Below are 24,719 nucleotides of genomic sequence, written 5' to 3'. Positions count from 1 at the left end.
CCCCCTGAAACTGCAACACGGTCCCCTGGAAGCGCAACACGGCGTTGGGGTGGGTTACACGCTGCACAGCCAGTCGAGGACGACGGCGGCCGTCCACGACTGGTTCGGGCTGCCGAGGGGTTCGCCGGTGAACGGTTCGTAGTACTCGCCGAACGATCCGTCGGAAGCCAGGTGTACGCCTTGGGCGCGGAACTCGCTAGCGTGCCGCTCCCAGCCGCGCAGGCCGAACGCCCAGCCGAACAGCCAGATCAGAACCGGCCACTGTGGACCGCGCCAGTACTGCCGCGGGTCGAAGTCCTCGGAGTGCGGCGACACCGATGGCGGCACGGCGGCGATCAGGTCGGGGTGGCCGGACCAGGCGGGGCCGTCCAGCGTGGCGACGAGCCGTTCCTCGGCCGCCGCGGGAAGACCTCCGCACAGCAGCGGGGAGAAGGCCGCGAGCGAATCCGTGTCGAGCCAGGTGCCGGCGTGGACGTCGAAGTCGCGGGCCTTGCCGGTCTCGGGGTGGCAGCTCCGGGCTGTCGCGTCGCGGGCCTGCCCCGCCCATTTGCGCAGCTCGGCGATCTCCGCGGCCGGTGCGCCGAGTTCGGCGCCGAGGTCGGCCAGGGTCTCGCTCGCCAGTGCGAACACGGCCGTGACGAACACGTCGCCGACGAGGAACGCGGATGTCTCGACGACCCGGTCGGGCTGATGGCCGGCCCTTCGCAGCTGCTCGACGAGCCACAGGTAGCGGTCGTACTCGTCGTCGCTCGGCCGCTGCCCGGGGTCGTCGACCTTCAGGACGTCGAGTCGCACGTACGGCGGCAGGTCGGCGCCCGGCCGTACGGCAAGGTACGGCGCGTCCCACCGCGGCGAGTTGTCCATTCCGGACTCCCAGCCGTGCACGATCGTCACCAGGCCGCGGGCCCCGGACATGCGGTGCCGGGCGATCCACCGGTGCCAGCGCCGCAGTGACGGCCACGCGTCCCTGGCGAAGTCCTCGGCGATCGCGGCGTCGGCCTTCGACGTCCGGCGGGCGGTGTCGATGATGCGGCGCAGCGCGATCGCGTGCACCGGAGGCTGGCAGATGCCGGAGGTGCGCACGTCGCGCGGGCGCTGTGGTGCGTCGTCGGTACCCCAGCGGTCCGGTCCGGGGAAGTAGTCGTCGTCGCCGGTGAACACGATGTGCGGGATCATGCCGTCGTGCCACTGGGCCGCCAGCAGGGTGCGCAGTTCCCGCACGGCGCGGTGCACGTCGATGTGGGCGAGGCCCATCGCGATGAACGCCGCGTCCCAGCTCCACATGTGCGGATACAGCCGCGGTGAGGCCGTGACGAGTGAGCCGGTGTCGTTGTCCCGCAGCACCGTGGCGGCGCGGGCGGCGAGACTCGTCGGCCGGTGGGCGACGCGGTTGCCGGTGGCGGTGGTGGTCACCGGGCCTCCTGAGCAGAGATGTGTCGACAACGCGCCGCGTTACGTACTTTTGTCAGTTCGGTTAACATAAGTATCCGGGAGGTCGATTGTCAACGTGGTCGTGACCAACGAGCGGGAGAACACCCCGAGTGCGACGTCGCCGGGACACGTGCTCGCGGTGCTGCGCGCGCACGGCCCGCTGACGCGGCAGGAACTGCAGGTACGCGTCGGGTTGTCGCGCGTGACGATGGTGGAACGACTCGAGGTGCTGCGCCGCCACGGGCTGGTGCGCGCCGGTGGCCGCCGGCGGTCGAGCGGCGGCAGGCGTGCCGAGGTGCTTCAGGTCGACGTAGAGACCCCCACCGCGTTGACCGTCGACCTCGGACAGAGCCACGCCGCGCTGGCCGTGACCGATCTGCGGGGAACCGTGCTCGCTCGCGGCGACCACCGGCTGCCTGCGCGGCACGGTCCCGACGACGTCGTCCCGCTGCTGCTGCGCACGGGCCGCGAACTGCTCGACCGCACCGGCCGCGGCGACACCCTGCGGGCACTGGCGTTGTCACTTCCCGGGCAGATCGACCACGACCGCGGCGTCACCGTCGCCCCGCCCACCATGCCCGGCTGGAACGCGCGCCCACTGCGCGAACCGTTCGCCGACGCGTTCGGCGTGCCCGTGCTGCTGGAGAACGACGCCAACGCGCTCGCGTTCGGCGACTACTGCGCGATGGGCAGACCGGATTCCACGGTCGTCGGCGTCAAGGTCGGCACCGGTATCGGCGCGGGCGTCATCGTGTCGGGGCGCATCCACCGTGGTCAGAGCGGCACGGCGGGCGAAATGGGCCACATGCGCATCGAGGGCGACGACCGCCGGTGTGCCTGCGGCCGGAACGGCTGCGTGGCGGCCAGCGCCAGCGGTATGGCGCTCGTGCGGCAGCTGCGGGAATCCGGGGTGCGTTCGATCGACGACGTCGTGCGCCGGGTCGGTGCCGGCCGCGGCGAGGCCGTGCGCGCGGCCGCCGAGGCGGGGCGGCTCGTCGGCACGGTACTGGCGACGGTCGTCACGATCGTCAACCCACGGCACGTGCGCGTCGGCGGCGCGGTCGGCGTGCTGGCGCCCTTTCTGGACGCGCTGCGCGGCACGGTGGAGGCCAACGCCCACACGAGCGCGCTGCGCGGGCTCGACATCGGGCCCTCCGGGCTCGGCGACCACGGCGCGTTCGCGGGCCTGGCGGGACTCGTGGCCGACGAGTTGCTTTCCCCGTCCAGTGTGGACAGCAGGGTCGGATCGGGGTGAGGGGTCAGTCGCCGTGGAGCCCCGGGCCGGCGTCGTCGCGGTACGCCGTGACGTTGCGCATGTCCGGCCTGCCGGCGGCGTAGGCCCGGAACCGGCGCCCCCGCGAACGCGGGCTGCCGAACAGCTCGTCGGCCATGTCCTCGTCCACGCCCTCGATCGTCACGTCGTGTCCCTGCCCGGAGCGCGTCCCGCCGACGTCCTCGGAGAAGACGCACACGCCGGTGGCCACGTCGAGCCGCACCACATAGGCGTCGGCGAACACCGTGCCCCGCGGCGGTTCGTGGTCCTCGGCCGCCTCGGACTCGGCCGAGTACAGCAGCGGGCAGCAGCCGCAGCGCGGATCGTAGAACCGGGTCGGTCGCAGCCGCGCCTGCCAGGCGGGCCGGTCGTGGTGCTCCACGGCCGCGAGGTCCAGGATCTCCGTGCCCTGCGCCGGGGTGCCGTCGTCGTCGCAGCCGTCGGCGAGCTCGTACGGGTCGAGCATCGCGACCCAGTGGTAGTCCTGGTACATCGGCGGTTCGAAGTCGAACCGCACCGCGGGCACCCGGTCGGCGGCGTCGAAGAGGAGTCCGTCGGAGTCCCGGTCGACGGCGGGCGGTTCGGTGACGTCGGGGTCGGTGTCGCGCTGGAGAACGGTGCCGTCGAGGCTCTCGACCCGGAGCCTGCCGGGTTTGCGCACGTACGCGCGCACGGTGTGGACCGCCCGTTCCTCGGCCGCGCGGCGTGCGCCGGTCGTGAACCGCAGCGAGTGCCACCGCCACGGCGCCGACCGCGCCAGCGCGCGGAACCGTTCCTCCGTCGGGTCCATGTCCTGTTGGTACCAGGCGAACAGGCCGGATCGCCAACACAATCGCAGGTATGGGAAGTAGTGCCGAGCTGTTGACCGACGCCTTCGGGCGGGTCCGAGAAATCATCCGGGACGTCGTCGAGGGACTGGACGCCGACGCGCTCGCCGAACGCCTCGACCCCGAAGCCAACTCGATCGGGTGGCTCGTGTGGCACCTGACGCGGGTGCAGGACGACCACGTCGCCGACGTCGCGGGTCGCGAGCAGTGCTGGACCGCGGACGGCTGGTTCGACCGCTTCGGGTTGCCGTTTCCGCCCGGCGACATCGGTTACGGCCATTCCAGCTCGGACGTCGCCGCCGTCCGGGTGTCCGATCCCGAGCTGCTCGTCGGCTACCACGAGGCGGTGTACGCCCAGACCGTCGATTACATCGCCGGGATCACCGATCCGGACCTCGACGTGGTCGTCGACGAGTCCTGGAATCCGCCGACCACGCTGGGCGTGCGGCTGGTCAGCGTCGTCGGCGACACGATGCAGCACGCGGGGCAAGCCGAGTTCATCCGCGGCATCCTGCTGCGGCGGTGACGAGCCGCGGGCACCTGTCGGCATCCGCCGAGTTGCGGCGAATCCGGCACCCGGAGTGACCGCTGACCTTTAAGCTCTCCGTGCCGGAATGCGGAGTGTCGTGGAGGTCGGTCGACATGTCGACGGAGCAGCGGGCCGTGTCGTTGACCGTGACGCCGGGGTGGATCGGTGGCATCGCCGTGAGCGGGACCGGCGCCGGACTGGCCACGGCCGCGCTGACGCTGCCGTGGTTGCGGGCCGAGATCGCGGCGGACTCGCTGGAGATGCCGGTGACGGCCATCGCCGGGTACGGCCCCGTGGTCGCCGTACTGCTCGTGTTGACGGGTGTGCTCGCGGGCGTGGGATTCGTGACCGCGCGGCGATCCTCCCTGTTGACGGCCGCGGCCGCCGTGATGCTCGGATCGGCGATGCCGATGGTGGTGCTGTGGACCGGCTGGCAGCCCCCGAGGTCGGCGCTGCTCGGCGCGATCGGAACGGTCGCGCCGGATCGGATCCCCATGGTCGCACCGGACGTGCCGATCACGGTCGTGCCGATGCAGGGCGCCGTGCTGTACGTCCTCGGCCTGCTGCTGATCAGCGCGGGCACGGCCGTCGCCGCGGCGAGCACCTCTGGCGGGTTCACCGTCGCGCGTTCCCGGCCGGGGAGCCCGAAACCGCGGGTGCGAGCAGCACTGAGCTGGGTCGCTGTCGCGGTCGCCGCGCCACTGGCGGTGCTGTCGCTGTCGTTGGAGTGGTTCGCGATCGAAGGGCGGTGGGACCTGCCCACGGTCGTGGCCGGCTGGCGCACGGTCTATCGCATCGGACTCGTGCTCGTCCTCGGGAGCCTGCTCGGCACCCTGGCGACGTCGGGAGCGGCCCGGCGCGTGTGGCGCGTCATCGGGCTGTTCTGCACGTTCGCGATCAGCTATGTGCTGAGCATCAACGGATGGGTGCTCGCCGATCCGGCGGGTTTCTTCAGCCGCCCCGCCGTCGATGCCGAACCGATCGTCGCGGGCCGCGCCTACCTGGCCGCCGTCGGCGCCGTGCTGTTGCTGCTGCTGGCGTTCCTGCTCGGACCCGGCACGGAGGCGCGCGCGGACGAACCTCCCGACCCCGATGGCCGAGCCGACCCCGCTGACGGAGCCGCCGCCGACAGCCGAGCCGCCGCCGATCCGCCGGATTCGGCGGGCATCGCGGGAACGGCAGACACCGATGCCGCGGGCGCGGAGACGGCGAGGACGACGTCGTGAGCGGGGCGAGGAACCGGCGCGGCATGGCGGGAGCGCGGATGCGGCCCCAACCGTCGTCGCAGCAGCGCTGGTGGCAGGCGGCGTGGGCGAAGGTCAGGGCCGGGTTCACCTGGACGAAGGCGTTCGTCGTCGGCGGGGTGACGCTGCTCGCGACGGCCGCGGCGATCCCGGGGGTGCTGCCGTGGCTGCACGACCACGGCCGCGACCTGGTCGGCGAGGAGCCGCTCACCGTCGAGGGTGAGGCGAAGCCGGACCTGCTCGCCGGCGTCTACTGGGCGACCGACGAGGTCATCACGGCTCCTGCGGACTGGGACGTGTTCGAGCGGATCAGTTCCTCGGGTGCGCAGATGGGCACGTCGGGCCACGTCGTGAAGCTGCACAGCAACCGGTCCGCACGGATCGTCATCGAAGGACTCACGGCCGTCGTCGAACAGCGCCGCGAGCCGCTCTCCGGCACGGCGTACGTCGCCGACCCGCAGGGCGGCGACATGGAGGCGCTGCTCGTGGACATCCCGCTCGACCGGGGCGGCGGGGAGGTGCCCGCGCTCGTGCGGCGCGACGGTGGCGAGCCGCGGCCCTACGGCACCGACGGCCGGATCCGCTACATCGAGCAGGGCGTTGCGGAACGGCTGCTCGTCAAGGCCTCCACCGAGACCTGCCACTGCACGTGGCGGCTGCGGATCGACTACTCCTACCGCGGTGAGCAGGGGCGGCTCGTGGTTCCGCCGCGTGGGCAACCGGCGTTCGAGACGACGGCGTGGTCACGGCACAAGGTGGAGTACGACATGCACAGCGCCGAGGATCGGGTTCCGCGGCGCCACGACTGCGTGCGTGACCCACACAGCTGCCGACGCGAACCCTGACGATCAACCCGCGCCCGGTCCGTGCCCGCGGGGACCTCGGACCGGGCGCCGGTGGGTATCCGATCGGATACCCCCAAGCCGGGTCCTGAGCGTCTACTTCTTCGCGGCGGCCTTCTGTGCCTTCTTGAAGTCGCGCACCTCGGCGAGGGTTCCCGGGTCGACGACGTCGGCGATGGAGCGGCGTGCCCCTTCGTCGCCGTACGCACCCGCCGCCTCGCGCCAGCCGTCGGGCTGCACGCCGCGCTGCTTGCCCAGGAGCGCCAGGAAAATGCGTGCCTTCTGGTCGCCGAATCCGGGCAGCGCCTTCAGCCGTTTGAGGACTTCCTTGCCGTCCGGGTCGTCGTAGGTCCACAGCTCGGCCGTGTTCCCGTCGTAGTGGTCCACGACGTAGCGGGCCAGCGCGTGCAGCCGCTTGCCCATCGACGCGCCGTAGCGGTGGATCGCCGGCTTGGCCACGCACAACTCGACGAACGAGTCGACGTCCATCTCGGCGATCTTGTGGACGTCGAAACCGCCCATCCGTTCCTGCAGCTTCCGCGGTCCGGCGAAAGCCACCTCCATGGCCACCTGCTGATCCAGCAGCATGCCGCTGAGCAGGGCGAACGGGTCTTCGGAGAGCAGCTTGTCGGCGTCGGCGTCGCCGGTGAGGTGCAGCGTGGACATGGCGCCATTTTCGCACGCAACGCCGGTGACAGCGGCACGCGTGCGTCGCCGTCTGCAGGTTGCTGCGGCACCAGTGCACCGGGTCCGCAGTGTGGCAGGACGTGTCCGAGGTCGGTACGAGAGGCGCTTGTCAAGTTTAGTTATTGCTATACTCGTCGAGGTGGGAGACCATGAATGGGACGTGTACGTCGTCGATGAGGTGCTCGAGTGGATCCAGGAGCTTGACGATGAGACACACGCCAGGGTTGTGCAGGCGATCGACGCTTTGGCGGCAGGAGGGCCTGGATTGGGGCGACCGCTTGTCGACACGATCGCGGGCTCGCGACGTGGCAATTCGAAGGAGCTGCGTCCGGGGTCTGTGCGGATTCTCTTCGCATTCGACCCGTGGCGCGCGAGCGTCTTGCCGGTGGCAGGCGACAAGGCAGGCAGGTGGCAGGCTTGGTATCGCGATGCGATCCCCTTGGCCGAAGAGCGATACGAGCGATACCGAAGGGAACGGCAACGCGAGGAGGGATGGCGATGGCGGGGTACACGAACTGGCGGGATGTCCGTGCCGCTCATGTCGAGCGCGCCGGGGGTGAGGACGCGGTAGCCGCCGGCAAGGAGGAGCTACTCGCCACTGTCCAGGGCCACCGGCTCGCCGAGATTCGTCGCAACCGCGGCCTGACCCAACATGATGTCGCGGACCGAATGGGGGTCACCAAGGGGCGGGTATCCCAGATCGAGCAGGGAAAGATTGCCGGCCAGGACGTTCTCGCACGCTACGCCACAGCCTTGGGTGGCCGACTTCACCAGTCGATCTATTTCGACGACGGGGACATCGCTGCCATTGCCTGACGCCCGGACGATCCGGCACCGGCAGTGACAGCGAGCTCACGCAAAGTTGTCACCGTTCGGCCTCTCGCGTCGGGCGGCGAGTGCCACTAACGTGCTGTGCGGTGACTGTCCGGCGACGCCGCAACCAGGGCGGCCACCGCCGGGGAAGGTCGCGAGTACCGCCGTGTCTTAGCACAGCCGGAGTCGTGATCGGTAGCTCGCTGTCGCCATCATCACGCACGTTTCTGCGTTGTTGCAGGTTAATCGGGTGATCGAGCGCGTTGCATGCTGATACCGGAACGCAGACCTGTTAGATTGCTTGAATATGTCCGGAAAGCACACAAAGCGTGCCAACGGCGATAATGATTCGGCGGGCCACGTGGTGATCGAACCACCAGCGGCGGATGACGGCGCGGCCCTCTGGCGAATAGCGCGTGATTCACAAAAACTGGACTTGAACTCGTCCTACGCCTACTTGCTGTGGTGCCGTGATTTCGCCGACACATCTGTCGTCGCCCGTGCCGACGGGGAACCCGTAGGATTCGTGATGGGCTATCGCAGGCCTGCGACGCCCGATTCGTTGCTGGTCTGGCAGGTCGCCGTCGACGATTCCCAACGAGGCCGAGGTCTTGCCGGAAAGATGCTGGACGCGCTGTTCGAGCGGGCGATCCCCAACGGTGTTCGTTACCTCGACACCACCATCACCCCGGACAACGACGCGTCCATCCGGCTGTTCACATCGTTCGCGAAGCGCTGGGACGCGACGCTGGAACGGTCCGAGTTCCTTGCGGCGGCCGAATTCCCGGAGCCGCACGAACCGGAGGATCTGTTCCGCGTCGGCCCGCTGGCAGCGCCCGCCGACTGAATCGCCCGGCGCGAGCCGGTACAACCCGAGATTTGCCTGAAAAGCAGGAGCTGAAAACAAGTGAGCATCTTCGAAAAGCTCGAGTCCGAGGTGCGGAGCTATAGCCGCGGCTGGCCCGTGGTCTTCGACAAGGCCCAGGGCAGCTGGATCTACTCCGAGGACGGTAAGCCGTACCTGGACTTCTTCGCCGGCGCCGGTGCCCTGAACTACGGGCACAACAACCCGGCGCTGAAACAGGCGCTGATCGACTACATCTCCCGCGACGGCGTCACGCACTCGCTGGACATGTTCACGTCGGCGAAGCGTGACTTCCTTGAGTCGCTGGACGAGCAGATCCTGCAGCCGCGGAACATGGAGTACAAGGTCATCTTCCCCGGGCCCGGCGGCGCCAACGCCGTCGAGGGCGCGCTGAAGCTGGCGCGCAAGGTGACCGGCCGCGAGTCGGTCATCAACTTCACCAATGCCTTCCACGGCATGACCCTCGGCGCACTGTCGGTGACCGGTAACTCGATGAAGCGCGGCGCCGCGGGCATCCCGCTCGTGCACGCCACGCCGATGCCGTTCGACAAGTACTTCGACGGCGAGTTCCCCGACTTCTTCTACTTCGAGCGCCTCCTCGAGGACTCCGGCTCGGGGCTCAACGAGCCCGCCGCCGTGATCGTCGAGAGCGTGCAGGGCGAGGGCGGCATCAACGCCGCGCGGCTCGAATGGCTCAAGGGCCTTTCCGACCTGTGCAAGAAGCACGACATCCTGCTGATCCTGGACGACGTGCAGATGGGGTGCGGCCGCACCGGTCCGTTCTTCAGCTTCGAAGAGGCCGGAATCGAGCCGGACATGATCTGCCTTTCCAAATCCATCGGCGGTTACGGCCTGCCGATGGCGATCACGCTCGTGCGGCCGGACCTCGACGTCTGGTCGCCCGGCGAACACAACGGCACCTTCCGCGGCATCAGCCCGGCGTTCGTCACGGCGGCCGCCGCGCTGCGCACCTACTGGTCCGACGACGAACTCGAGAAGTCGACCAAGGAGAAGGGCGAGCGCATCGGCGCCACGTTCCGTAAGTTCGTCGAGGACTACCCGGACGCCGAGCTCATGGCCAAGGGTCGCGGTCTCGCGCGCGGCCTCGAGTTCGGCAGCGGCGAGTCCGCGGGCAAGGTCGCCGCTGCGGCGTTCGACCGTGGTCTGCTGCTGGAGACGTCCGGTCCGAGCGACGAGGTCGTCAAGCTGCTGCCGCCGCTGACGCTCACCGACGAGGAACTCGACAAGGGCCTGGAGATCATCTCCGAATCCGTCGAATCGGTGCTGACCCGCTGACGCCCTCGCAGCCGGCACCGGCGCGCCGGCGGCGCAGCCTCGCCGACCCAGAGCCCGAATCGGTGATTCACCGCCCGGAACGTGACTCCTGCGTCCCGGGCGGTGAATCATCGTGACCCCGGCGGCCGCGCGGCATCGCTTCGAGCACAATCTCCAGTACCACCCGATCAACCCCGACCCGAGGAGTCGCCTTGTTCGTCCGCACCATCGACGACATCACGGACACCGAAGCCGACATCAAGACCGAGAACTGGCGAAGCAAGCGCATCGTCCTCGCCAAGGACAAGCTCGGCTTCTCCGTACACGAGACCACGCTCTACGCGGGCACCGTGAACGACTTCTGGTACGCCAACCACATCGAGGCCGTTTTCATCACCCAGGGTGAGGGCGAGGTCGAGGACAAGGCGACCGGCGAGGTCCACCAGCTGCGGCCCGGCTCCATCTACGTGCTCAACAACGCCGACAAGCACCAGGTGCGCCCGCGGACCGAGATGAAGACCGTGTGCGTGTTCAACCCGCCGGTCACCGGCCGGGAGGTCCACGACGAGAACGGCGTCTACCCGCTGATCGTCGAAGAGGACTGATAACTGCGTCACCGCCTGCCGGTGGCGTAATCCGAAAGCTCCGCGGGAACCCGGCGGGTGTGAGGCGTCGTGACACCACGACGTTCGCCCGGCCGGGTTTTTCGCGTCTCACGAGAGGAACAGTCACCGAAGAACACCAGAGAGTGCGAGATTCGTAGGAGGAGAACGTGACTCTTGCGGACCGAATTTCCGGTATGTCCCAGAACATCGATGCGTCCTTCCGCGACGCCGACTCGAACGGCGGAACGGACGCCTACCCGACGCGACTGAGCGCCGGGGAACCGCAACTGCTCGATCGGCCGGACCCCACCGTGTGGGGTGCCGCCGCAGACGGTCCGCTGGGCAGCGACGAGGTCGCCGCCCACGCCGGCAACGGCTACACCATCCTGGAAGAACTGATCACGCCCGCCGAGGTGCAGGGCTATTGGCAGGAACTGGTGCGGCTCTCGTCGGACAGTGGCCTCAAGAGCGACGAGCGCGTCGTCACCGAGAAGTCGTCCGGGGAAGTGCGGTCGATCTTCGAAGTCCACCGCATCAGCGAACTGATCGACAGGCTCGCGCGTGATGAGCGCATCCTCGATCGGGCGCGGCAGATCCTCGGTTCCGAGGTGTATCTGCACCAGAGCCGGGTCAACTACATGCCCGGTTTCCGCGGCAACGGCTTCTACTGGCACTCGGACTTCGAGACGTGGCACGCCGAAGACGGCATGCCACGGCCGCGGGCCGTCAGTTGCTCGATCGCACTGACCGACAACTACCCGTACAACGGCGGCCTGATGGTGATGCCCGGCTCGCACCGGACATTCGTGCAGTGCCTCGGCGAAACGCCCGACGACCACTACAAGGCGTCGCTGAAGGAGCAGGAGGTCGGCGTTCCACGCGAGGACGACATCACCAAGCTCGCCGCATCCTGTGGTATCGACCAGTTCACCGGGCCGGCCGGATCGGCATTGTTCTTCGACTCCAACATCATGCACGGGTCGGGCAACAACATCACGCCGTATCCGCGGTCGAACATCTTCCTCGTGTTCAACAGTGTGGAGAACGCGCCGGTCGAGCCGTTCGCGGCGAGCAGCCCGCGGCCCTCGTTCATCGGTGCCCGCGACACCGCCCCACTGAGCCGGTGAGCGACGGCACCGGTGCGCGCCGCGCCGTCGACACTGCACCGGCCGGAGCAGGCACCGGTGACCGGTTGAACCATTGACAGAACAGAACAGGCGGCGGCACCGCCATCGGCGACAGGTTGCACGCGGGGGTGGGTGTGTTCAACCTTGCGCAGCCTGTTACCGTGTCGCCACCCCATCGCACAGTGATGGGGCAGTCGTCCCCCAGCGGCTTGGTGACTCCTTTTGCTCGGGGTGGGCGCCGCGTGTCCGCGGTGGAGGCGGCGAGGAACGAGGAGTACGGCCCCGCGCCATCAGATCGGGACTGATGGCACGGGGCCGTATTCTGTTCCGGATCCGCCGTTCCCGATCCGCACTTTTCCTGCTCGCGGCCGATTTCTGCGCGGTCACCGATTCTGCGCGGTCCCCGATTTCCGTGCGCCCGCCGCCGCTTCCGTCTCCCGGCGAGATTCCGCGCGAGTCCGGATTCTCCGGTTTGCGAATGCCGGGCTGGTGCGTCCGGATACGTCCGGATGCGATCAGTCGAACAGGCTCGTCTCGCCGTGAATGTCGAGCAGCTCGTACACGGGGCGTCCGCGGCGGCCGTCGATCGTGGTGGTGCGGACCACCCGCAGCCGAGCCGTGACCGGCCGGTCGAGGTTCACCTTGATCTGGTCGAGCAGATCCGGCACGACCGCACCCTGGATCGTGCTGCCCGTGTCGCGTTCGAGGTAGAAGATCCGCCTGCGGGTTCGTACGCCGTCGAGCCTGCCGGTGACCGTCTCGTAGCCGACGTCCTCACGCGACTCCCGCAGGCTGTTGTGCAACACGCGTGCCTGCTCGGTGGTCATGCTGCGCGTGACCTCCTCACCGGACGTCGGCGTCAGCGTGAGGCCCAGGCTGGAGGTCTTGGTGACGGCGTTGACGACGTCGCTCACCGCGTTGCGGATCGTGTCCCGCTGCAACAGCACCGCGTCGAGTGCGCCGTCGTCGGAACCGTTGATCGGCAGGAAGTCGCACAGCTCCTTCACCGCCCGCTCCGACAGCGTCTCGATGCCGTCGTTGATCAGCGCGTCCGGGTCGGACGTTTCGGGAAAACCGAAGAACAACGCGTTGCCCGCCTGGCCACGCTGCAACAACGGCGCCTTCTCCCGGTCCGCGGGCTGGACGTAGGTGATCTCGCCCTGCGGATTGCGGACGATGTGGCCGACCTTCGCGGTCGCGTCCTGCAACGCGCGGCTGATGTCGGAGAACGCGTAGGCGTCCATGCGCGGCGAATCGAGCATCGACACCCGCAGCAGCGCCGACCGGCTCGGCCGCTCGAACTTCGCGTTCGCCGCGCGGGCGGAAGCGCGCGCCAGATCGTCCAGCCAGGTGCCGCCGGGAATCGCATCGGCGATGTCCTCGAAACTCACCACGTCACCTCCGCGAATCCCTTGAACATCCCGTGGATCGGACCACGCGCCCACGTCGGCTCCCACGCCTCTTCGTCGCCGGGCCGGCACAGGAACCCGTCGAGCAGGCCGCTCATCGGGCGGACCCGGTCCAGGTACATCGCGGGCTGCTCCGCGATCACACCGTTGAGCGTGAGCATCCCGTACAGTGCCTCACGCGCGGGACCGGTGAGACGTTTCAGGCTTCCCCACTCGTCCGGGATGAGCAGCACGTCGATGTCCCGCGGAACGTTCTCGGAGCGAACGGCTATCTCCCCGGAGACCCAGGCCCTGCCCGAAGGGATGAGACCACCGACGACGCCGAGGTAGCCGGACAGTGCACTGAACAGCACCTCGCGCTCGTTGCGGTGCGGGGCGTCCCACACGAACCTCTCGTAGAGATCGGACAGGTCGGCGGGGTGTCGTCCCGGAGGCAGAACGTTGTCCGGTGTCCAGTATGGGAGCGGCATCCACGTTCCTTACATCGCCGACGAAGCGCCGAAGCGGCTCAGCGAACTTATCAGCCGCCACGGAGCGCGAGGTCAGCCGCCTGAACGGGGGATGCCGTGCTCGGTGGCCCACTCGTCGGCCTCGTCCGGCCACTCGTTGCGGGTGTGCCACGCGCGCCGCGACGGCAGCGTTCCCGACGTCCGGCCTGCGCCCGTGGTCTCGTCGAGGGTGCCGATGACGTGGTTGTCGGCCGCCTCGTCGCGGGCGCTGGGCCGTGCCTGTTCGACGTCGGGAGTGCGCGGGGCGCGCCGATGGCCGCGGTGGTGAGCGGGCCCGTTCGCATGGTGGGACTGCTGACCGGTGACGTCCGCCGCGGGTGCGGCCCGGCCGGATGCGTGCGAGCCGGACGTGGCCGCGGCGTGGCCCGCCGAGCCGGGCACCGCCGCGTCGGGCTCCAGCGGTGCGAACGTCGCAGTCCCGCCCACGGAGGGGCCGGACCTCACGGCTGCCGACGTGGCCGCCTCCGACGTCGAGGCGGGAGCGTCGGTGGCGGAGCCGGCGTCGGCGTCCCGCCTGCGACGTGCGGGCCAGGTCAGCAGTGCCCCGGCCAGTGCTCCGAGTGCGAACGCGACGAGCAGCCAGAGCCAGATCTGTCCGAACAACCACAGCATGGGCGTTTCCCTCCTCGTCGTTCCGGTCGGCGTCGCTCGTGCCGGCGTCGTCGTCGGTGATCAGCGCACGTGGATCTCCACGCGCCGGTTCGCCCGGTCCGCCTCGGGGCCGTCCCCGCCGGCGACGGGCCGGGTGTCGCCGTGGCCGACGGTCGTCAGCCGGTCGCGGGGAATACCGGCCTCGGCGAGGTCGGCCGCCACGGCGTCCGCCCGCTCGCGTGACAGCGTGCGGGCCTCGTCGTCGTCGAGATTCGGGACCGGTGCGACGTGGCCCGCGACCTCGAACCGCAGCGTGGTCGGCGCCGAACGCAGGATGTCGGCCACGTGTGCGACGGCGCTTCTGCCGCCGGCGGTGAGTTCGTCGCCGTACGGGACGAACCCGATCGGTGTCCGCCGGAGAGCGCCGTCGATCGCCCGTTGTGTCCGCACGGCGGCCGGGCCGGTCTGCGCCTCCTGCACGTCGACGGCACGGACGCCCTCGACGCCGCCGACGACGGTGCCGGCCCGCTCACCGTGTCCCCGCGGAACGTTCGACACGGTGGCGTCGCGCCCGTCGATCGTCACGGCGGGCGCGCGCATCCCGGCGTCGCGTAGCGCGGTCTGTGCCTCGTCGCGCAGGTCGTGTTCGATCCGGTCGGCCGTCGCCCACGTCGCACCGAACGCCAGAAGTCCCGACACGGCGAACGCGAGCGGAATCAGCCAGAACCGCCCATTCTTCCCGGCCATGCAACGACGATAGGCGTGAACCACCCACCCCGCGAACGCAGCGACGGGAGTGACGCGTGTGAGTGGTGAGCCTCCGGGAGGGGCGTGGTCCGTCCGGCAGCGGCGTGGTCGATGTCGTCAGCCGTGAACGCGGCGTCCGGCTGCCGCTCCGCCTCGGTTCTCCGGTTGCCGCCTCGGTTCTCCCGCTTTGGTCCTCCGGCTTCGGCCCTCCCACTTCGGTCCTCCCGCCGCGGCCGACCGGACGCAGTGGACGCCGACAGCCGACGCGGGAACGCAACACGGGCCCCGCGAAGCGCAACACAGCTCCCGGAACCCGCAACACGGGCCCCGCGGAGTGCAACACGGGTCGCGGAGTGCAACACGGGTCGCGGAGGTCAGTTCTCGGAGGGGTCGATCAGAGTGGAGCGGGTGGCGGCGGAAGGCGTCGTGGCCGTGGTGGTCGTCGCAGGAGGCGGGGCCGTTGTCGTTGCGGCCGTGATCGACGCCGAGGTCGTGGCGCCGACCTGCTGGCACAGCTGCGCCGAAGCCGCCGAGTCACGCAGCGGAGCCAGGCGAGGGCGCTTCGGGGTGATTCCGTCCCCGAGCGATTCGCCGCGCAGCTGACGGCGGATCCACGGCAGCAGGTGCGCCCTGGTCCACTCGAGGTCGCTGCGGCGGAGCGTGAGCCAGTTCGGGTCGCCGTCGGTCTCCGGCCACGGTTCCCGCCAGTCCTCTGCCGTGGGCACGTCCAGCACCTCCGCGGTGCGGAGCGCGATCCGCCGGTGTGCCTCGGGCGTGAAGTGCAGTCGGTCGTCACTCCACGCGCGTATGTCGTGCAGCGTGTCCATGGACCAGAGATCGACGAGCTTGGTGTCGTGGCGGTCGGCGATCGCGCGCAGGTGCGCGTTGTAGATCGCGACCTTCCCGCGCAGCATGTTGATCACCGACATGCTCTTCGTGTCGGGTCCGGTGAAGATCAGCACCTCGATGCCGGCGGCACGGAGGGCCTCGATGCCCGCCTCGAACTCGGCGGCCTTGGCGTCGACGTCGGCACCCGGCACGATGATGTCGTTGCCGCCCGCGCACACCGTGACGAGGTCAGGCTTGGTCTCCAGAGCCACCGGCAGTTGCTCGGTCATGATCTCGGTGAGCATCTTGCCGCGGATGGCGAGATTCGCGTACGCGAAGTCGGCGGATCCGTCGGCGAGGATCTCGGCCAGTCGGTCGGCCCAGCCGCGGTACGTGCCGTCGGGTCGCTCGTCGTTCATGCCTTCGGTGAAGCTGTCGCCGATCGCGACGAAGCTGCGGTATCCGGTCACGACGTCTCCCTCCGCCCTGTGCGCGCATTCTCCCAGTTGATCAACAACCGGCCGGAGGCGCGTTCTTCCCCGAGGGACTTGCGTCGCGGGCGCCGGTCGGACCAAGAGTGTCAGTCTCCTCCTCCAGCGGCGACCTACGCAGCCGTAATGTGGACACCGGAGGGTTGGGTGTGGTGAAGCTAACGTGGACGCAGGTCGGCGATGCGAGTGCGCTGAATCAGGCAGGGTGGAGATCGTGAGTGACACGCCGCCGCACGAGCCTCAGGGCGAGGTCCCACCACGCAGTGACGCGGTGCCACGCAGTGAATCGGCACCGCGCGGGCAACAGGCCCAGGGCGGGCAACAGCCGTCGCCCAGTGAATCGAGCGAGCGTGGCGGATCGGTCGAGCGTGGTGAACCGGTACCGCGCGGCGACTCGGCGGACCGCGGTGAACCGCCGTCGGATGGCGAACCGGGCCCGCGCCGCGAGTCGTTGGCGAGCCTGCTGGGCGGGCGCAAGGGCGCGATCGATGCGAGTCTGCCGCCGGTGGCGTTCGTCGTCGGCTGGCTCGTGTCGGGCTCGTCGATCGGATGGGGCGCCGCGGCCGCGATCGCCCTGAGCGTGGCCATCGGCTGTTTCCGGCTCGCCCGTGGCGACAAGATCAGGGCGGTGCTGATCAGCCTGGCTGCCGTCGTGCTCGCGGCCCTGATCGCGCTGCGTACCGGCCGCGCGCAGGACTTCTTCCTCATTCAGCTGTTGTCCAACATGGCCAGCGCGCTCGCGTGGGCCGTGAGCATCGCGATCCGGTGGCCGTTGCTCGGCGTCGTCGTGGGCACCGTGCTGGGGCAGAAGACGCGCTGGCGGTCCGACCCGGATCTGCTGCGGGCGTACTCGCGCGCGAGCTGGGTGTGGGTCCTGGGGCAGTACACGCTGCGCATCGCCGTGTTCGGCGTGCTGTGGTGGGCAGGGGAGGTGGTCGCGCTCGGTGTTGCGCGGACGGTGCTGTCGTGGCCGCTCGTGGCGCTGACCGTCGGGGTGAGCGGTTGGGTGCTGCACAATTCGTTGCCCGCGCAGCACCCCGGTCTGCGGCATCCCGTGCCACCGGAGGCGCGCGAGCCGGAGCGGTCCGGTGCGGGCACGTCCAGTGAGGAAGAGGCCCAGGACAGCAGCGGCTCCTCGTGGGACGCGGCTTCGGGCGACGGGGTTTCGTGGAAGAGGGTCGCGAAGGGCAGTACCCCGGGGAACACCGGAGCATCGGCGGATGCCACCCAGGGTAGAGCGGCCGGTGCGATCGATTCGGGCGCGTCCCCCGATGGCACGAACGCGCGGTCCGCGCCACCGGGGCGCGACGAGTAGGTGGCCCCCGGCGAGGGGGGAGGTCCGGGGGCCGCGGGTCACCCTACTCTGTTCGGGTGAGGTACGCGTTGGCCGAACCCCCTCAACGCGGCCAGCCACGCGGCTCCCAGTACCCCGTCCTTGCTTTCCCGCACCTCACGGTCGCGCAGGCGGTCGTGGATGCGCAGGCGCACCGGGCTGCCTGCCCCGAGGACACTGCCGACGAGCACGATCGGCGTGGTCTCCTCGCTGTCTCGGGCCGCGAGCGCGATGTCGATCAGGTGGTCCGCTGCGTCGTCGGCGATGCGTGCCGCGGCGGGATCGGACTCCGCCGCGGCGCTCACGAGTGGTGCGAACCGCGCCAGCTGAACGGGCGGCTCCCCGTTGACAGCCGTGATGAGCAGGTGGAACGCGCGCGGCTCCGCGGGGTCCACCCCGGCCTCCGCCAGCACGGACCTCGTCAGCTCATCGAGTGGATCGTTCCTGGTCAGTGCGTCGAGCGTGGCCCGGACCGCTGCTCTGCCGATCCAGAATCCCGACCCTTCGTCGCCGAGTAGCCAGCCGTAACCGCCGGAGACCGACACCATCCGCCGGTCGCGGATCCGCCCCGCGATCGATCCCGTGCCGGCGACGAGGACCGTGCCGTCCGGTGCGTCCGTGGCCGAGGCGAACGCCGTCTCGGCGTCGGAGACCACGTGCGGCGTGACGTCGAAACCCGACTCCCGCCACGTGCGTTCGAACAGCGATGCGACGGCCGGGTCGGTCAGCTTGCTGGAACCGGCCATCCCGACGACGCAGTCGCCGAGTTCGGCGCGATCGAGGTCGACGGTGGCCGCGGCGACGGCCTCGGCGATGGCGGACGCGGCCTTCTCCGGCGGATGCGAGTTCGGGTTCGCACCGCCGGCCCGGCCGGTGCCCAGCACGCGCATGCCGGCGTCGACCGCGCACGCCCTCGTGCTGGTGCCGCCCGCATCCACTCCGACGACGTACATCAGCGCGTCTTCGTCACTTTGTGCAGGCCACGCGGGTTGTCGGGGTTGCCGCCCCTGGCGAGTGACAGCTGCAGGGCCAGGCGCTGCACCGGAAGGATCTCCAGGATCGGTGCCACCTCTTCCGCGGTCTCGGGGACGTCGATGCGCAGTGCGGCCGGCATCGACGACGCCGCCGAGCCGACCGCCAGTACGTCCGCACCGCGCTCGCCGACCGCGCGCAGCACGTCGCCCATCACCTCACCGCCGCGGCCGGCGCTCGCCATCCCCAGCACGGCGGTCTCCTCGTCGACGGCCGCGACCGGGCCGTGCAACAGGTCCGCACCGCTGTAGGCATGCGTCTGCAGGTAGCTCGTCTCGGCGAGCTTGAGCGACGATTCCAGCGCGGTGGCGTACGAGTAGCCGCGGGCGGCCGAGATCACCCGGCCGGCGAACCGGAACCGGTCCACCGCGCGGGCGACCTGGCCGGCCGAGTCCCGCAACGTCGCCCCGGCGCGCTCGCCGATGTCGGCGACCGCGGCACCTTGGCCGCCGCGAATGGCGTCGACCAGCAGGTACAGCGTCAGCAGTGTCGCCGTGTACGTCTTCGTGGCCGCGACCGCGTTCTCCTCGCCTGCGCCGATGTCCACGGCGAGATCCGCGGCGGAGAACAGTTGTGACGACCGTGTGTTGCTGACCGCCACCGTGCGTGCACCTGCCTCGCTCGCCGCCTGCGTCACTTCGAGCAGGTCGGGGGAGCCGCCGCTCTGGCTCACCGAGATGACGAGGACGTCGCGCAGGTCCGGGCGCGCGCCGTAGAGCGTGGTCGTCGACGGTGACACCAGTCCGACCGGGAGGCCGAGGAGCACTTCGATCAGGTACTTCGCGTAGATGGCGGCGTGGTCGCTGGAGCCGCGGGCCGCCAGCAGTGCGAACCGCGGACGGTGCCTGGCGATGTCGGCTGCGACGGTCGCGATCTCGGCGCGGTGCTCGGCGATCGTGGCGAGCATGTCGGGCTGCTGGTCGATCTCCGCGGTCATCAGCGCGCCGGGCTGCGCATCGGTCACGATGCTCCTCTCAACTCCCATTAAGGTCTAGACCAATACTAGACAGGTTGAACATGGGCCGCGAAGGGTAGTTTGGCGGGTAAGGCGTTTCGGGGCGCTGGAGTGGAGGAGTCGCCATGTTGGAGGTTTCCGGAGCGAAGGGCGGTACGGCAACCGTCGCACGAGGAGGACGGGAGCCGAAGTACTGGGCTCTCAAGCAGCATCTGCTGGATCAGCTGGATTCGCTACCCCCGGGGGCACCGATCCCCACGGAGCGTGCGCTCGCCGGCGAGTTCCACGTCTCCCGCACGACGGTCCGGCAGGCGCTGGCGGACCTGACCGCGGAGGGCAGGCTGCACCGGGTGCAGGGCAAGGGCACGTTCGCCGCCGAGCCGAAGGTGGCTCAGCGGCTGCAGCTCTCGTCCTACACCGAGGACATGCTGGCGCAGGGGCTGGAACCCTCGTCGCAGCTTCTCGAGGTGGACGAGGTGTTCGCGGAGGGTGATCTGCCGAAACTGCTCGGTATTCGCACCGGTGCGAAGGTGTTGTTGTTGCGGAGGCTGCGGCTCGCCGACGACGAGCCGATGGCACTCGAGACGACGCACCTTCCGCTCGCGCGGTTCCGCGGGCTGAAGCGGCAGATGATCGAGGGCGGTTCGCTGTACGAGGCGCTCGCCGAGCGGTACGGCGTCGAGATGGACCGGGCGGAGGAGACGATCGAGACCTCCCTCGCCGGTCCGGAGGAGGCCGAACTGCTGGGCGCCGACGTCGGCGTCCCGGTGCTGCTGCTGAACCGGCAGACGTTCGGTTCCGACGGCAAGCCGGTGGAGTTCGTGCGGTCGATCTACCGCGGTGATCGCTACAAGTTCGTCACCACCCTCACGAGGCCGTGACCCGCCGCGTTTCACCGCCGCTTTACCGTCCTATATGGACGTCGGAGAGTGTCCGCGCTCACGCGAAGAGTTCTCGCTTTTCCGAAACGACGGAACCGCCGGATGCGATGCATTCGGTAGGGGCGAGGGATGTGAGCGCGGACCAGAGGGGCTATGACCGACGACGACAAGATTCACGAGGACGGTAGGGCGCGGAGAACCGGGCAGGGGGCTGCCGAAGGCCGTGGTGCCGCGAACCACGGGGCGGCACCCGGCAGGCCCGGCGCTGCAGACGCCGGGCCGGGCGGTCGTGCGGCGGGCCACGGCGCTGCAGCAACGGGCGGCGCAACAACCGGCGCGGCGGCAACCGGCGCGGCGGCAACCGGCGGTGCGGCAACCGGCGGTGCCGCTGACCCGGCGGACGACGAGAAGGACAAGACGGGGCTGCGGCCCGCTCCGGTCATCGCGGGCGGGGTCGCGGCCACGACGGCGGCCTTCCTGTGCTCGTTCTTCGGCGTGTACGGGACGGTCATCGGCGCGGGCGCGATCAGCGTGCTGAGCACCGTCGGCAGTGAGTTGTACCTGCGTTCGCTACGCCGGTCGCGGGAAGCGGCGCGCAAGGCGAAGGCCAAGGCGGCGGCACTCGCCGAGGCGAAGACCGGTGGCAGGGCACGGGACCGGACCGCGGTTATCCGCAGGCCCACGACCATGCCGGGCGCTGCGCACGGGCAGACGGAGCCGACGACGCGCAGGATCCTGTCGAACGCCGACCAGCCCACCGACCGGCTTCCCGTCGGCGGTTTCCCGGCTCCGCAACAGGCGCGCGGTGAGGTGGACGCGGCGAAGGACACCTCGGCCGGGATGCGTGGCCTGCTCCGCAGGCGATGGCCGGTGCTGGCGGCGACGAGCGTCGTCGTGTTCGGCATCGGAATGCTGGTACTCACCGGTTTCGAACTGGCGACGGGTGGTTCGCTGAACGGTCAGGGGCGCAGCACCGTCAGCGCGATCATCGGGGACCGGGACTCGTCCGATTCCCGTGACGACGGCCGCGACGGGCGTGACGGCGGCGATGCGCCTGCGACACCGGGTGACGATGCTCCGGCCGAGCCTGCGGATCCCACCGGGGAGGCGACGCCCACCGAGGAGGCGCCGCAGCCGTCGGAGGAACAGGGCGAGCAGCCCGGCGGGGACCAGCCCACCGAGGAGCCGGAGCCGACCGACGAGCCGACGGAGGTCGAGCAGCCGACGGTCACACCCGAGCAGCCCGCCGAACCCGAGGAGGACGCCGCGACCCCGGCACCGTGACCGCCCTGCAGTGTCCGGCTTCCGAGCGCAGGACACGCGAGTGCGGAGCGCAGGACACGCGGTGCGGCCCCGCAGGGCTGCAGCAAGGTGGCGCGAGGGCTACAGCAAGGCGGCGCGGAGCGCGGCGGCGGCCGATCGCGGGTCGTCGGCGTCGGTGACGGCACGCACCACGACGGCGCGGTCGGCGCCCGCGGTCCGCACCTCCGGCATCCGCTCGGCGTCGATACCGCCGATGGCGAACCACGGCCGCGGGGTGCCGACCGTGTCGGCGACGTCCCGCACCAGGTCGAGTCCGGGAGCGCTGCGGCCCGGTTTCGTCGGCGTCGGCCAGCACGGGCCCACGCAGAAGTAGTCGACACCCGGTTCGGACGCCGCGGCACCGGCCTGGTCGAGCGAGTGCGTCGACCGGCCGATCACCACGTCATCGCCCACGACGCGGCGGGCGTGCGGCACCGGCAGGTCGTCCTGGCCGAGGTGCAGTACGTCCGCTCCCGCGGCCAGCGCGACGTCGGCGCGGTCGTTGACGGCCAGCAGTGCGCCGCGGCGGGCGCACACCTCCGCGAGCGTGCCGAGCGCGGCGAGTTCGTCGGCCGCCTCCATCGCCGGCTTCTCGCGTAGCTGGATGATGTCGACACCGCCCGCGAGCGCCGCGTCGGCGAACTCCGCGAGGTCGGGGCGCATCGGCGTGCACAGGTACAGCCGCGCGTCGGCGAGGCGCGCGCGAATCCGATCACCGCTGAGGCCGGGCATGGCATCACGGTAGCGCGCCGCGGTAGGTTGGGGGTGTCCGCACGGGAGCCCTGCCGGGCTGAGAGGGAGTACCGGGCCGCATCGGCGCCGACTCCGACCGTGGAACCTGATCCGGATCATGCCGGCGCAGGGAGCGTGAATCGTATGTCCGAACTCGCCGTCCCGGCTTCTGCCGGTGCGACCGAGGTGGCCGTCGTGGGAGGCGGTGTCGTCGGCCTTGCCGTCGCGTGGCGGGCCGTTTCCGCCGGGCACCGTGTGACGCTGTTCGATCCGGCGCCCGAACGCGCGGCCTCGCGGGTCGCGGGCGGGATGCTCGCGCCCGTCACCGAGGCATGGCCCGGTGAGGAGGACGTGCTGGCGCTCGGCGAGGAGTCGCTGCGCCGCTGGCCCGCGTTCGCCGAGGAGTTGGCCGCCTGCGGGCACGATCCCGCGCTCTCGACGTCGGGCACCGTCGTCGCCGCCTTCGACCGCACCGACGCCGAAAACCTGCACACGCTCGCCGGCTACCTGCACGAGCTGGGCCGCGAGGCGACGTACGTGCCGGCGCGGCGGCTGCGGCGGATCGAACCGGGACTGGCGGGTGCGGTCACCGGTGGGCTCGTCGTCCCCGGCGACCTCGCGGTGGACACGCGTCGCCTGCTGGCCGCGCTGCACGACGGCGCGGCGGCCCGTGGTGCGGTCTCGGTGCCGGAGGAGGTCGTCGGCGTCGAACCGGGCGTGGTGCGCACCGTGCGCGGCGAGTATCCGGCGGAGGCGATCGTCGTGGCCGCGGGCGCCTGGAGCCGGTCGCTGTTGCCGGACGTCGGCGAGCACATCCGGCCGTTGAAAGGTGAGGTCCTGCGGCTGCGTTCGCGGCGCACGACGCTGCCGCCGCCGTCCGGAACGGTCCGCGCGGTGGTCGAAGGCGAGCCGGTGTATCTCGTACCGCGTGGTCGGGGCGGTTCCGGCGACGGTGATCTCGTGGTCGGCGCGACGCAGTACGAGGCGGGATTCGACACGGCCGTCACGGCACGCGGCGTGCGGCGGCTGCTGGACGCCGCCGAGCGTGTGTTCCCCGGCGTCGCGGAGTACGAGGTCGTCGAGACCGCGGCGGGCCTGCGCGCGGGCAGCGCCGACAACCTGCCGCTGCTGGGAGAGGTCGCCGACGGGGTGTACGCCGCGACCGGCCACCACCGCGGCGGGCTGCTGCTCGCACCCGTCACGGCTGACGCCGTCGCCGCGTGGCTCTCCGGCTGCGAACCACCGCCGGGCGTCGCGGCGGCACATCCCGATCGTGTGAAGGAGCGCGTCCGATGAGCATCCAGGTCAACGGCGAGGCTCGCGAGCTGCCCGAGGACAACACGATCACGGGTGTGCTCGCGGCGCTGGACGTACCCGAACAGGGCGTCGCCGTTGCCGTCGACGGAGTCGTGGTGCGCCGCGCGGAGTGGCAGAGCACCGTCGTCGGCGACGGGGCGCAGGTGGAGATCCTCACCGCCGTCCAGGGCGGTTGAGGGGACGGAGGCTGACATGACAGGCGAAGCCGCAGGCGAGCCGACCGGCATGCTGGCGATCGGTGAGCACAAGTTCACGTCGAGGCTGGTCATCGGCACCGGCGGGGCGGCGAGCCTCGACGTGCTGGAACGCGCGCTGACCGCGTCGGGGACGGAGCTGACGACCGTCGCGATGCGCCGTGCCGATCTCGGCTCCGGTTCCGGGGTGCTGGACCTGCTGCGCAGGCTCGGCATCGCGGTGCTGCCGAACACCGCGGGTTGCCGCACCGCGGCGGAGGCGGTGCTGACGGCGCAGCTGGCCCGCGAGGCACTCGGTACGGACCTGATCAAGCTCGAGGTCCACGCCGACGACCGCACGCTGCTGCCGGACCCCATCGAGACGGTCGACGCGGCCCAGCAGCTCGCCGACGAGGGATTCACCGTTCTCGCCTACACCAATGACGACCCGGTGACCGCGTTGCGGCTGGAGGAGGCGGGCTGCGCCGCGGTGATGCCGCTCGGTTCCCCCATCGGCACCGGGCTGGGCATCCGCAACCCGCACAACATCGAACTGATCGTCGCGCGCGCAGGTGTGCCCGTGATCCTCGACGCCGGTATCGGCACGGCGTCCGACGCGACGCTCGCGATGGAACTCGGCTGCGACGCCGTGCTGCTGTCCACCGCGGTCACCCGCGCGCAGGATCCCGAACGGATGGCTGCGGCGATGCGCGCGGGCGTCACCGCGGGCAGGCTCGCGCGCGAGGCGGGCCGGATTCCGCAACGATTCTGGGCACAGGCGTCGAGTCCGCCGCGCTGACCACGCCGAGGTGCAGGGTGCGGACGACCGGCCGGAACGCTTTGCGCGACTCGTTCTCCCCGATCGAGAGTGGGGAACGTATGGTGAACGCCCACTGGTGTG

General features: G+C 70.4%; 26 protein-coding genes, 1 pseudogene and 1 riboswitch. Of the genes and pseudogenes, 16 read left to right on the top strand and 11 right to left on the bottom strand.

From position 1 onward, the window contains the following. Nucleotides 1-54: 54 nt before the first annotated feature. Nucleotides 55-1,413: a glucosylglycerate hydrolase gene (ggh, locus tag LY12_RS14215; RefSeq protein WP_253856791.1), complete on the bottom strand. Its 1,359-nt coding sequence runs from the start codon at nucleotides 1,411-1,413 to the stop codon at nucleotides 55-57. Nucleotides 1,414-1,507: 94 nt separating this feature from the next. Here ggh and LY12_RS14210 point away from each other — a divergent pair, with 94 nt between their 5' ends. Further along, complete coding sequence (locus tag LY12_RS14210) at nucleotides 1,508-2,686, top strand: ROK family protein (protein WP_308292116.1); 1,179 nt, start codon at nucleotides 1,508-1,510, stop codon at nucleotides 2,684-2,686. A 4-nt stretch (nucleotides 2,687-2,690) separates the two neighbouring features. Here LY12_RS14210 and LY12_RS14205 read toward each other — a convergent pair whose 3' ends face one another. Then, complete coding sequence (locus LY12_RS14205; protein WP_253856789.1) at nucleotides 2,691-3,494, bottom strand: hypothetical protein; 804 nt, start codon at nucleotides 3,492-3,494, stop codon at nucleotides 2,691-2,693. Nucleotides 3,495-3,544: 50 nt separating this feature from the next. Here LY12_RS14205 and LY12_RS14200 point away from each other — a divergent pair, with 50 nt between their 5' ends. From LY12_RS14200 to LY12_RS14190, 3 genes are all read left to right on the top strand, one after another. Continuing rightward, nucleotides 3,545-4,057, top strand: coding sequence for a mycothiol transferase (locus LY12_RS14200; protein WP_301302504.1), 513 nt, complete (start codon nucleotides 3,545-3,547; stop codon nucleotides 4,055-4,057). A gap of 116 nt (nucleotides 4,058-4,173) precedes the next feature. Continuing rightward, nucleotides 4,174-5,286 (top strand): hypothetical protein, encoded by a 1,113-nt coding sequence (locus tag LY12_RS14195; protein WP_253856787.1) that lies wholly within the window; start codon nucleotides 4,174-4,176, stop codon nucleotides 5,284-5,286. Continuing rightward, on the top strand, nucleotides 5,283-6,149 hold the full coding sequence (locus LY12_RS14190; protein ID WP_253856785.1) for a hypothetical protein: 867 nt from the start codon (nucleotides 5,283-5,285) through the stop codon (nucleotides 6,147-6,149). The genes LY12_RS14195 and LY12_RS14190 overlap by 4 nt, the downstream gene beginning before the upstream one ends. Nucleotides 6,150-6,242: 93 nt before the next feature. Here the strand turns inward: LY12_RS14190 and LY12_RS14185 are convergent, their stop codons facing one another. Next, entirely contained in the window at nucleotides 6,243-6,812 is a 570-nt protein-coding gene (locus LY12_RS14185) for an HhH-GPD-type base excision DNA repair protein (protein WP_253856784.1), read from the bottom strand. Between LY12_RS14185 and LY12_RS26120 the strand changes: the two genes are divergently transcribed. The 6 genes from LY12_RS26120 (at nucleotide 6,733) to thpD (ending at nucleotide 11,518) form a co-directional block, all read left to right on the top strand. Next, nucleotides 6,733-7,404 (top strand): type II toxin-antitoxin system RelE/ParE family toxin, encoded by a 672-nt coding sequence (locus LY12_RS26120; protein WP_308292115.1) that lies wholly within the window; start codon nucleotides 6,733-6,735, stop codon nucleotides 7,402-7,404. The two genes, LY12_RS14185 and LY12_RS26120, sit on opposite strands and share 80 nt — an antisense overlap. Then, nucleotides 7,332-7,649, top strand: coding sequence for a helix-turn-helix domain-containing protein (locus LY12_RS14175; RefSeq protein WP_253856782.1), 318 nt, complete (start codon nucleotides 7,332-7,334; stop codon nucleotides 7,647-7,649). Before LY12_RS26120 ends, LY12_RS14175 begins: the two co-directional genes overlap by 73 nt. Nucleotides 7,650-7,953: 304 nt before the next feature. After that, nucleotides 7,954-8,493, top strand: coding sequence for a diaminobutyrate acetyltransferase (gene ectA, locus LY12_RS14170; protein WP_253856781.1), 540 nt, complete (start codon nucleotides 7,954-7,956; stop codon nucleotides 8,491-8,493). A 60-nt stretch (nucleotides 8,494-8,553) separates the two neighbouring features. Continuing rightward, nucleotides 8,554-9,807, top strand: coding sequence for a diaminobutyrate--2-oxoglutarate transaminase (gene ectB / locus LY12_RS14165; protein WP_253856780.1), 1,254 nt, complete (start codon nucleotides 8,554-8,556; stop codon nucleotides 9,805-9,807). 191 nt (nucleotides 9,808-9,998) lie between these two features. After that, nucleotides 9,999-10,391 carry an ectoine synthase gene (locus tag LY12_RS14160; RefSeq protein ID WP_183782553.1) on the top strand — a complete coding sequence of 131 codons (393 nt, stop codon included), beginning with the start codon at nucleotides 9,999-10,001 and terminating at the stop codon, nucleotides 10,389-10,391. Between the two features lie 194 nt (nucleotides 10,392-10,585). Then, nucleotides 10,586-11,518 carry an ectoine hydroxylase gene (gene thpD, locus LY12_RS14155; RefSeq protein WP_253856778.1) on the top strand — a complete coding sequence of 311 codons (933 nt, stop codon included), beginning with the start codon at nucleotides 10,586-10,588 and terminating at the stop codon, nucleotides 11,516-11,518. Nucleotides 11,519-12,033: 515 nt separating this feature from the next. Here the strand turns inward: thpD and LY12_RS14150 are convergent. From LY12_RS14150 to LY12_RS14130, 5 genes are all read right to left on the bottom strand, one after another. Next, a complete protein-coding gene (locus tag LY12_RS14150) occupies nucleotides 12,034-12,912 on the bottom strand; it encodes a hypothetical protein (protein WP_253856776.1) in 879 nt (292 codons plus the stop codon). Beyond that, nucleotides 12,906-13,397 (bottom strand): DUF6932 family protein, encoded by a 492-nt coding sequence (locus LY12_RS14145; protein ID WP_253856774.1) that lies wholly within the window; start codon nucleotides 13,395-13,397, stop codon nucleotides 12,906-12,908. The genes LY12_RS14150 and LY12_RS14145 overlap by 7 nt, the downstream gene beginning before the upstream one ends. Nucleotides 13,398-13,469: 72 nt before the next feature. After that, entirely contained in the window at nucleotides 13,470-14,048 is a 579-nt protein-coding gene (locus tag LY12_RS14140) for a hypothetical protein (protein WP_253856772.1), read from the bottom strand. 60 nt (nucleotides 14,049-14,108) lie between these two features. After that, complete coding sequence (locus tag LY12_RS14135; protein WP_253856770.1) at nucleotides 14,109-14,774, bottom strand: OmpA family protein; 666 nt, start codon at nucleotides 14,772-14,774, stop codon at nucleotides 14,109-14,111. Nucleotides 14,775-15,148: 374 nt separating this feature from the next. Continuing rightward, a complete protein-coding gene (locus LY12_RS14130) occupies nucleotides 15,149-16,021 on the bottom strand; it encodes an SGNH/GDSL hydrolase family protein (RefSeq protein WP_372493527.1) in 873 nt (290 codons plus the stop codon). Nucleotides 16,022-16,544: 523 nt separating this feature from the next. Between LY12_RS14130 and LY12_RS14125 the strand changes: the two are divergent. After that, nucleotides 16,545-17,186 (top strand): annotated as a pseudogene (locus tag LY12_RS14125) (DUF3159 domain-containing protein); the annotation flags it as partial. 260 nt (nucleotides 17,187-17,446) lie between these two features. On the opposite strand, the gene LY12_RS14120 reads toward LY12_RS14125, so the two are convergent. After that, nucleotides 17,447-18,382 carry an N-acetylglucosamine kinase gene (locus tag LY12_RS14120; RefSeq protein WP_253857395.1) on the bottom strand — a complete coding sequence of 312 codons (936 nt, stop codon included), beginning with the start codon at nucleotides 18,380-18,382 and terminating at the stop codon, nucleotides 17,447-17,449. Next, nucleotides 18,379-19,443, bottom strand: a complete 1,065-nt coding sequence (locus tag LY12_RS14115) for an SIS domain-containing protein (RefSeq protein ID WP_253856766.1) — start codon at nucleotides 19,441-19,443, stop codon at nucleotides 18,379-18,381. The genes LY12_RS14120 and LY12_RS14115 overlap by 4 nt, the downstream gene beginning before the upstream one ends. Before the next feature lie 95 nt (nucleotides 19,444-19,538). Between LY12_RS14115 and LY12_RS14110 the strand changes: the two genes are divergently transcribed. Beyond that, complete coding sequence (locus LY12_RS14110; RefSeq protein ID WP_183782568.1) at nucleotides 19,539-20,294, top strand: GntR family transcriptional regulator; 756 nt, start codon at nucleotides 19,539-19,541, stop codon at nucleotides 20,292-20,294. A 153-nt stretch (nucleotides 20,295-20,447) separates the two neighbouring features. Then, the gene (locus LY12_RS14105; protein WP_253856764.1) at nucleotides 20,448-21,578 is read left to right on the top strand and encodes a hypothetical protein; all 1,131 of its coding nucleotides are present in this window, start codon (nucleotides 20,448-20,450) and stop codon (nucleotides 21,576-21,578) included. Between the two features lie 99 nt (nucleotides 21,579-21,677). Here the strand turns inward: LY12_RS14105 and thiE are convergent, their stop codons facing one another. Further along, the gene (gene thiE, locus LY12_RS14100; protein ID WP_253856762.1) at nucleotides 21,678-22,328 is read right to left on the bottom strand and encodes a thiamine phosphate synthase; all 651 of its coding nucleotides are present in this window, start codon (nucleotides 22,326-22,328) and stop codon (nucleotides 21,678-21,680) included. Between the two features lie 31 nt (nucleotides 22,329-22,359). After that, nucleotides 22,360-22,478: riboswitch (TPP riboswitch) on the top strand. Here thiE and thiO point away from each other — a divergent pair. The 3 genes from thiO to LY12_RS14085 all read left to right on the top strand — a co-directional run bounded on the left by thiO (nucleotide 22,473) and on the right by LY12_RS14085 (nucleotide 24,617). Beyond that, nucleotides 22,473-23,624, top strand: coding sequence for a glycine oxidase ThiO (thiO, locus tag LY12_RS14095; protein ID WP_253856760.1), 1,152 nt, complete (start codon nucleotides 22,473-22,475; stop codon nucleotides 23,622-23,624). It overlaps the preceding riboswitch by 6 nt. Continuing rightward, a complete protein-coding gene (thiS, locus tag LY12_RS14090; protein WP_253856758.1) occupies nucleotides 23,621-23,821 on the top strand; it encodes a sulfur carrier protein ThiS in 201 nt (66 codons plus the stop codon). Before thiO ends, thiS begins: the two co-directional genes overlap by 4 nt. A gap of 16 nt (nucleotides 23,822-23,837) precedes the next feature. Beyond that, nucleotides 23,838-24,617 (top strand): thiazole synthase, encoded by a 780-nt coding sequence (locus LY12_RS14085; RefSeq protein WP_301302503.1) that lies wholly within the window; start codon nucleotides 23,838-23,840, stop codon nucleotides 24,615-24,617. Nucleotides 24,618-24,719: the final 102 nt, after the last annotated feature.

The organism is Prauserella alba, assembly GCF_024171735.1.
Classification (GTDB): domain Bacteria; phylum Actinomycetota; class Actinomycetes; order Mycobacteriales; family Pseudonocardiaceae; genus Prauserella; species Prauserella alba.
Note: the sequence above shows the minus strand (reverse complement) of the source record. Positions and strands in the feature narration are given on the sequence as shown.

Excerpts from the sequence above, each read along its gene's own strand:
- LY12_RS14105 (WP_253856764.1), top strand. The coding sequence starts at position 20,448 with ATGACCGACGACGACAAGATTCACGAGGACGGTAGGGCGCGGAGAACC.
- LY12_RS14185 (WP_253856784.1), bottom strand. The coding sequence starts at position 6,812 with ATGTCCACGCTGCACCTCACCGGCGACGCCGACGCCGACAAGCTGCTC.
- LY12_RS14200 (WP_301302504.1), top strand. The coding sequence starts at position 3,545 with ATGGGAAGTAGTGCCGAGCTGTTGACCGACGCCTTCGGGCGGGTCCGA.
- LY12_RS14195 (WP_253856787.1), top strand. The coding sequence starts at position 4,174 with ATGTCGACGGAGCAGCGGGCCGTGTCGTTGACCGTGACGCCGGGGTGG.
- LY12_RS14145 (WP_253856774.1), bottom strand. The coding sequence starts at position 13,397 with ATGCCGCTCCCATACTGGACACCGGACAACGTTCTGCCTCCGGGACGA.
- LY12_RS14140 (WP_253856772.1), bottom strand. The coding sequence starts at position 14,048 with ATGCTGTGGTTGTTCGGACAGATCTGGCTCTGGCTGCTCGTCGCGTTC.
- LY12_RS26120 (WP_308292115.1), top strand. The coding sequence starts at position 6,733 with ATGCCGCTGAGCAGGGCGAACGGGTCTTCGGAGAGCAGCTTGTCGGCG.
- LY12_RS14115 (WP_253856766.1), bottom strand. The coding sequence starts at position 19,443 with ATGGGAGTTGAGAGGAGCATCGTGACCGATGCGCAGCCCGGCGCGCTG.
- LY12_RS14135 (WP_253856770.1), bottom strand. The coding sequence starts at position 14,774 with ATGGCCGGGAAGAATGGGCGGTTCTGGCTGATTCCGCTCGCGTTCGCC.
- LY12_RS14175 (WP_253856782.1), top strand. The coding sequence starts at position 7,332 with ATGGCGGGGTACACGAACTGGCGGGATGTCCGTGCCGCTCATGTCGAG.
- LY12_RS14110 (WP_183782568.1), top strand. The coding sequence starts at position 19,539 with ATGTTGGAGGTTTCCGGAGCGAAGGGCGGTACGGCAACCGTCGCACGA.
- thpD (WP_253856778.1), top strand. The coding sequence starts at position 10,586 with ATGTCCCAGAACATCGATGCGTCCTTCCGCGACGCCGACTCGAACGGC.
- thiS (WP_253856758.1), top strand. The coding sequence starts at position 23,621 with ATGAGCATCCAGGTCAACGGCGAGGCTCGCGAGCTGCCCGAGGACAAC.
- thiO (WP_253856760.1), top strand. The coding sequence starts at position 22,473 with ATGTCCGAACTCGCCGTCCCGGCTTCTGCCGGTGCGACCGAGGTGGCC.
- LY12_RS14085 (WP_301302503.1), top strand. The coding sequence starts at position 23,838 with ATGACAGGCGAAGCCGCAGGCGAGCCGACCGGCATGCTGGCGATCGGT.
- thiE (WP_253856762.1), bottom strand. The coding sequence starts at position 22,328 with ATGCCCGGCCTCAGCGGTGATCGGATTCGCGCGCGCCTCGCCGACGCG.
- LY12_RS14205 (WP_253856789.1), bottom strand. The coding sequence starts at position 3,494 with ATGGACCCGACGGAGGAACGGTTCCGCGCGCTGGCGCGGTCGGCGCCG.
- ectA (WP_253856781.1), top strand. The coding sequence starts at position 7,954 with ATGTCCGGAAAGCACACAAAGCGTGCCAACGGCGATAATGATTCGGCG.
- LY12_RS14130 (WP_372493527.1), bottom strand. The coding sequence starts at position 16,021 with ATGAACGACGAGCGACCCGACGGCACGTACCGCGGCTGGGCCGACCGA.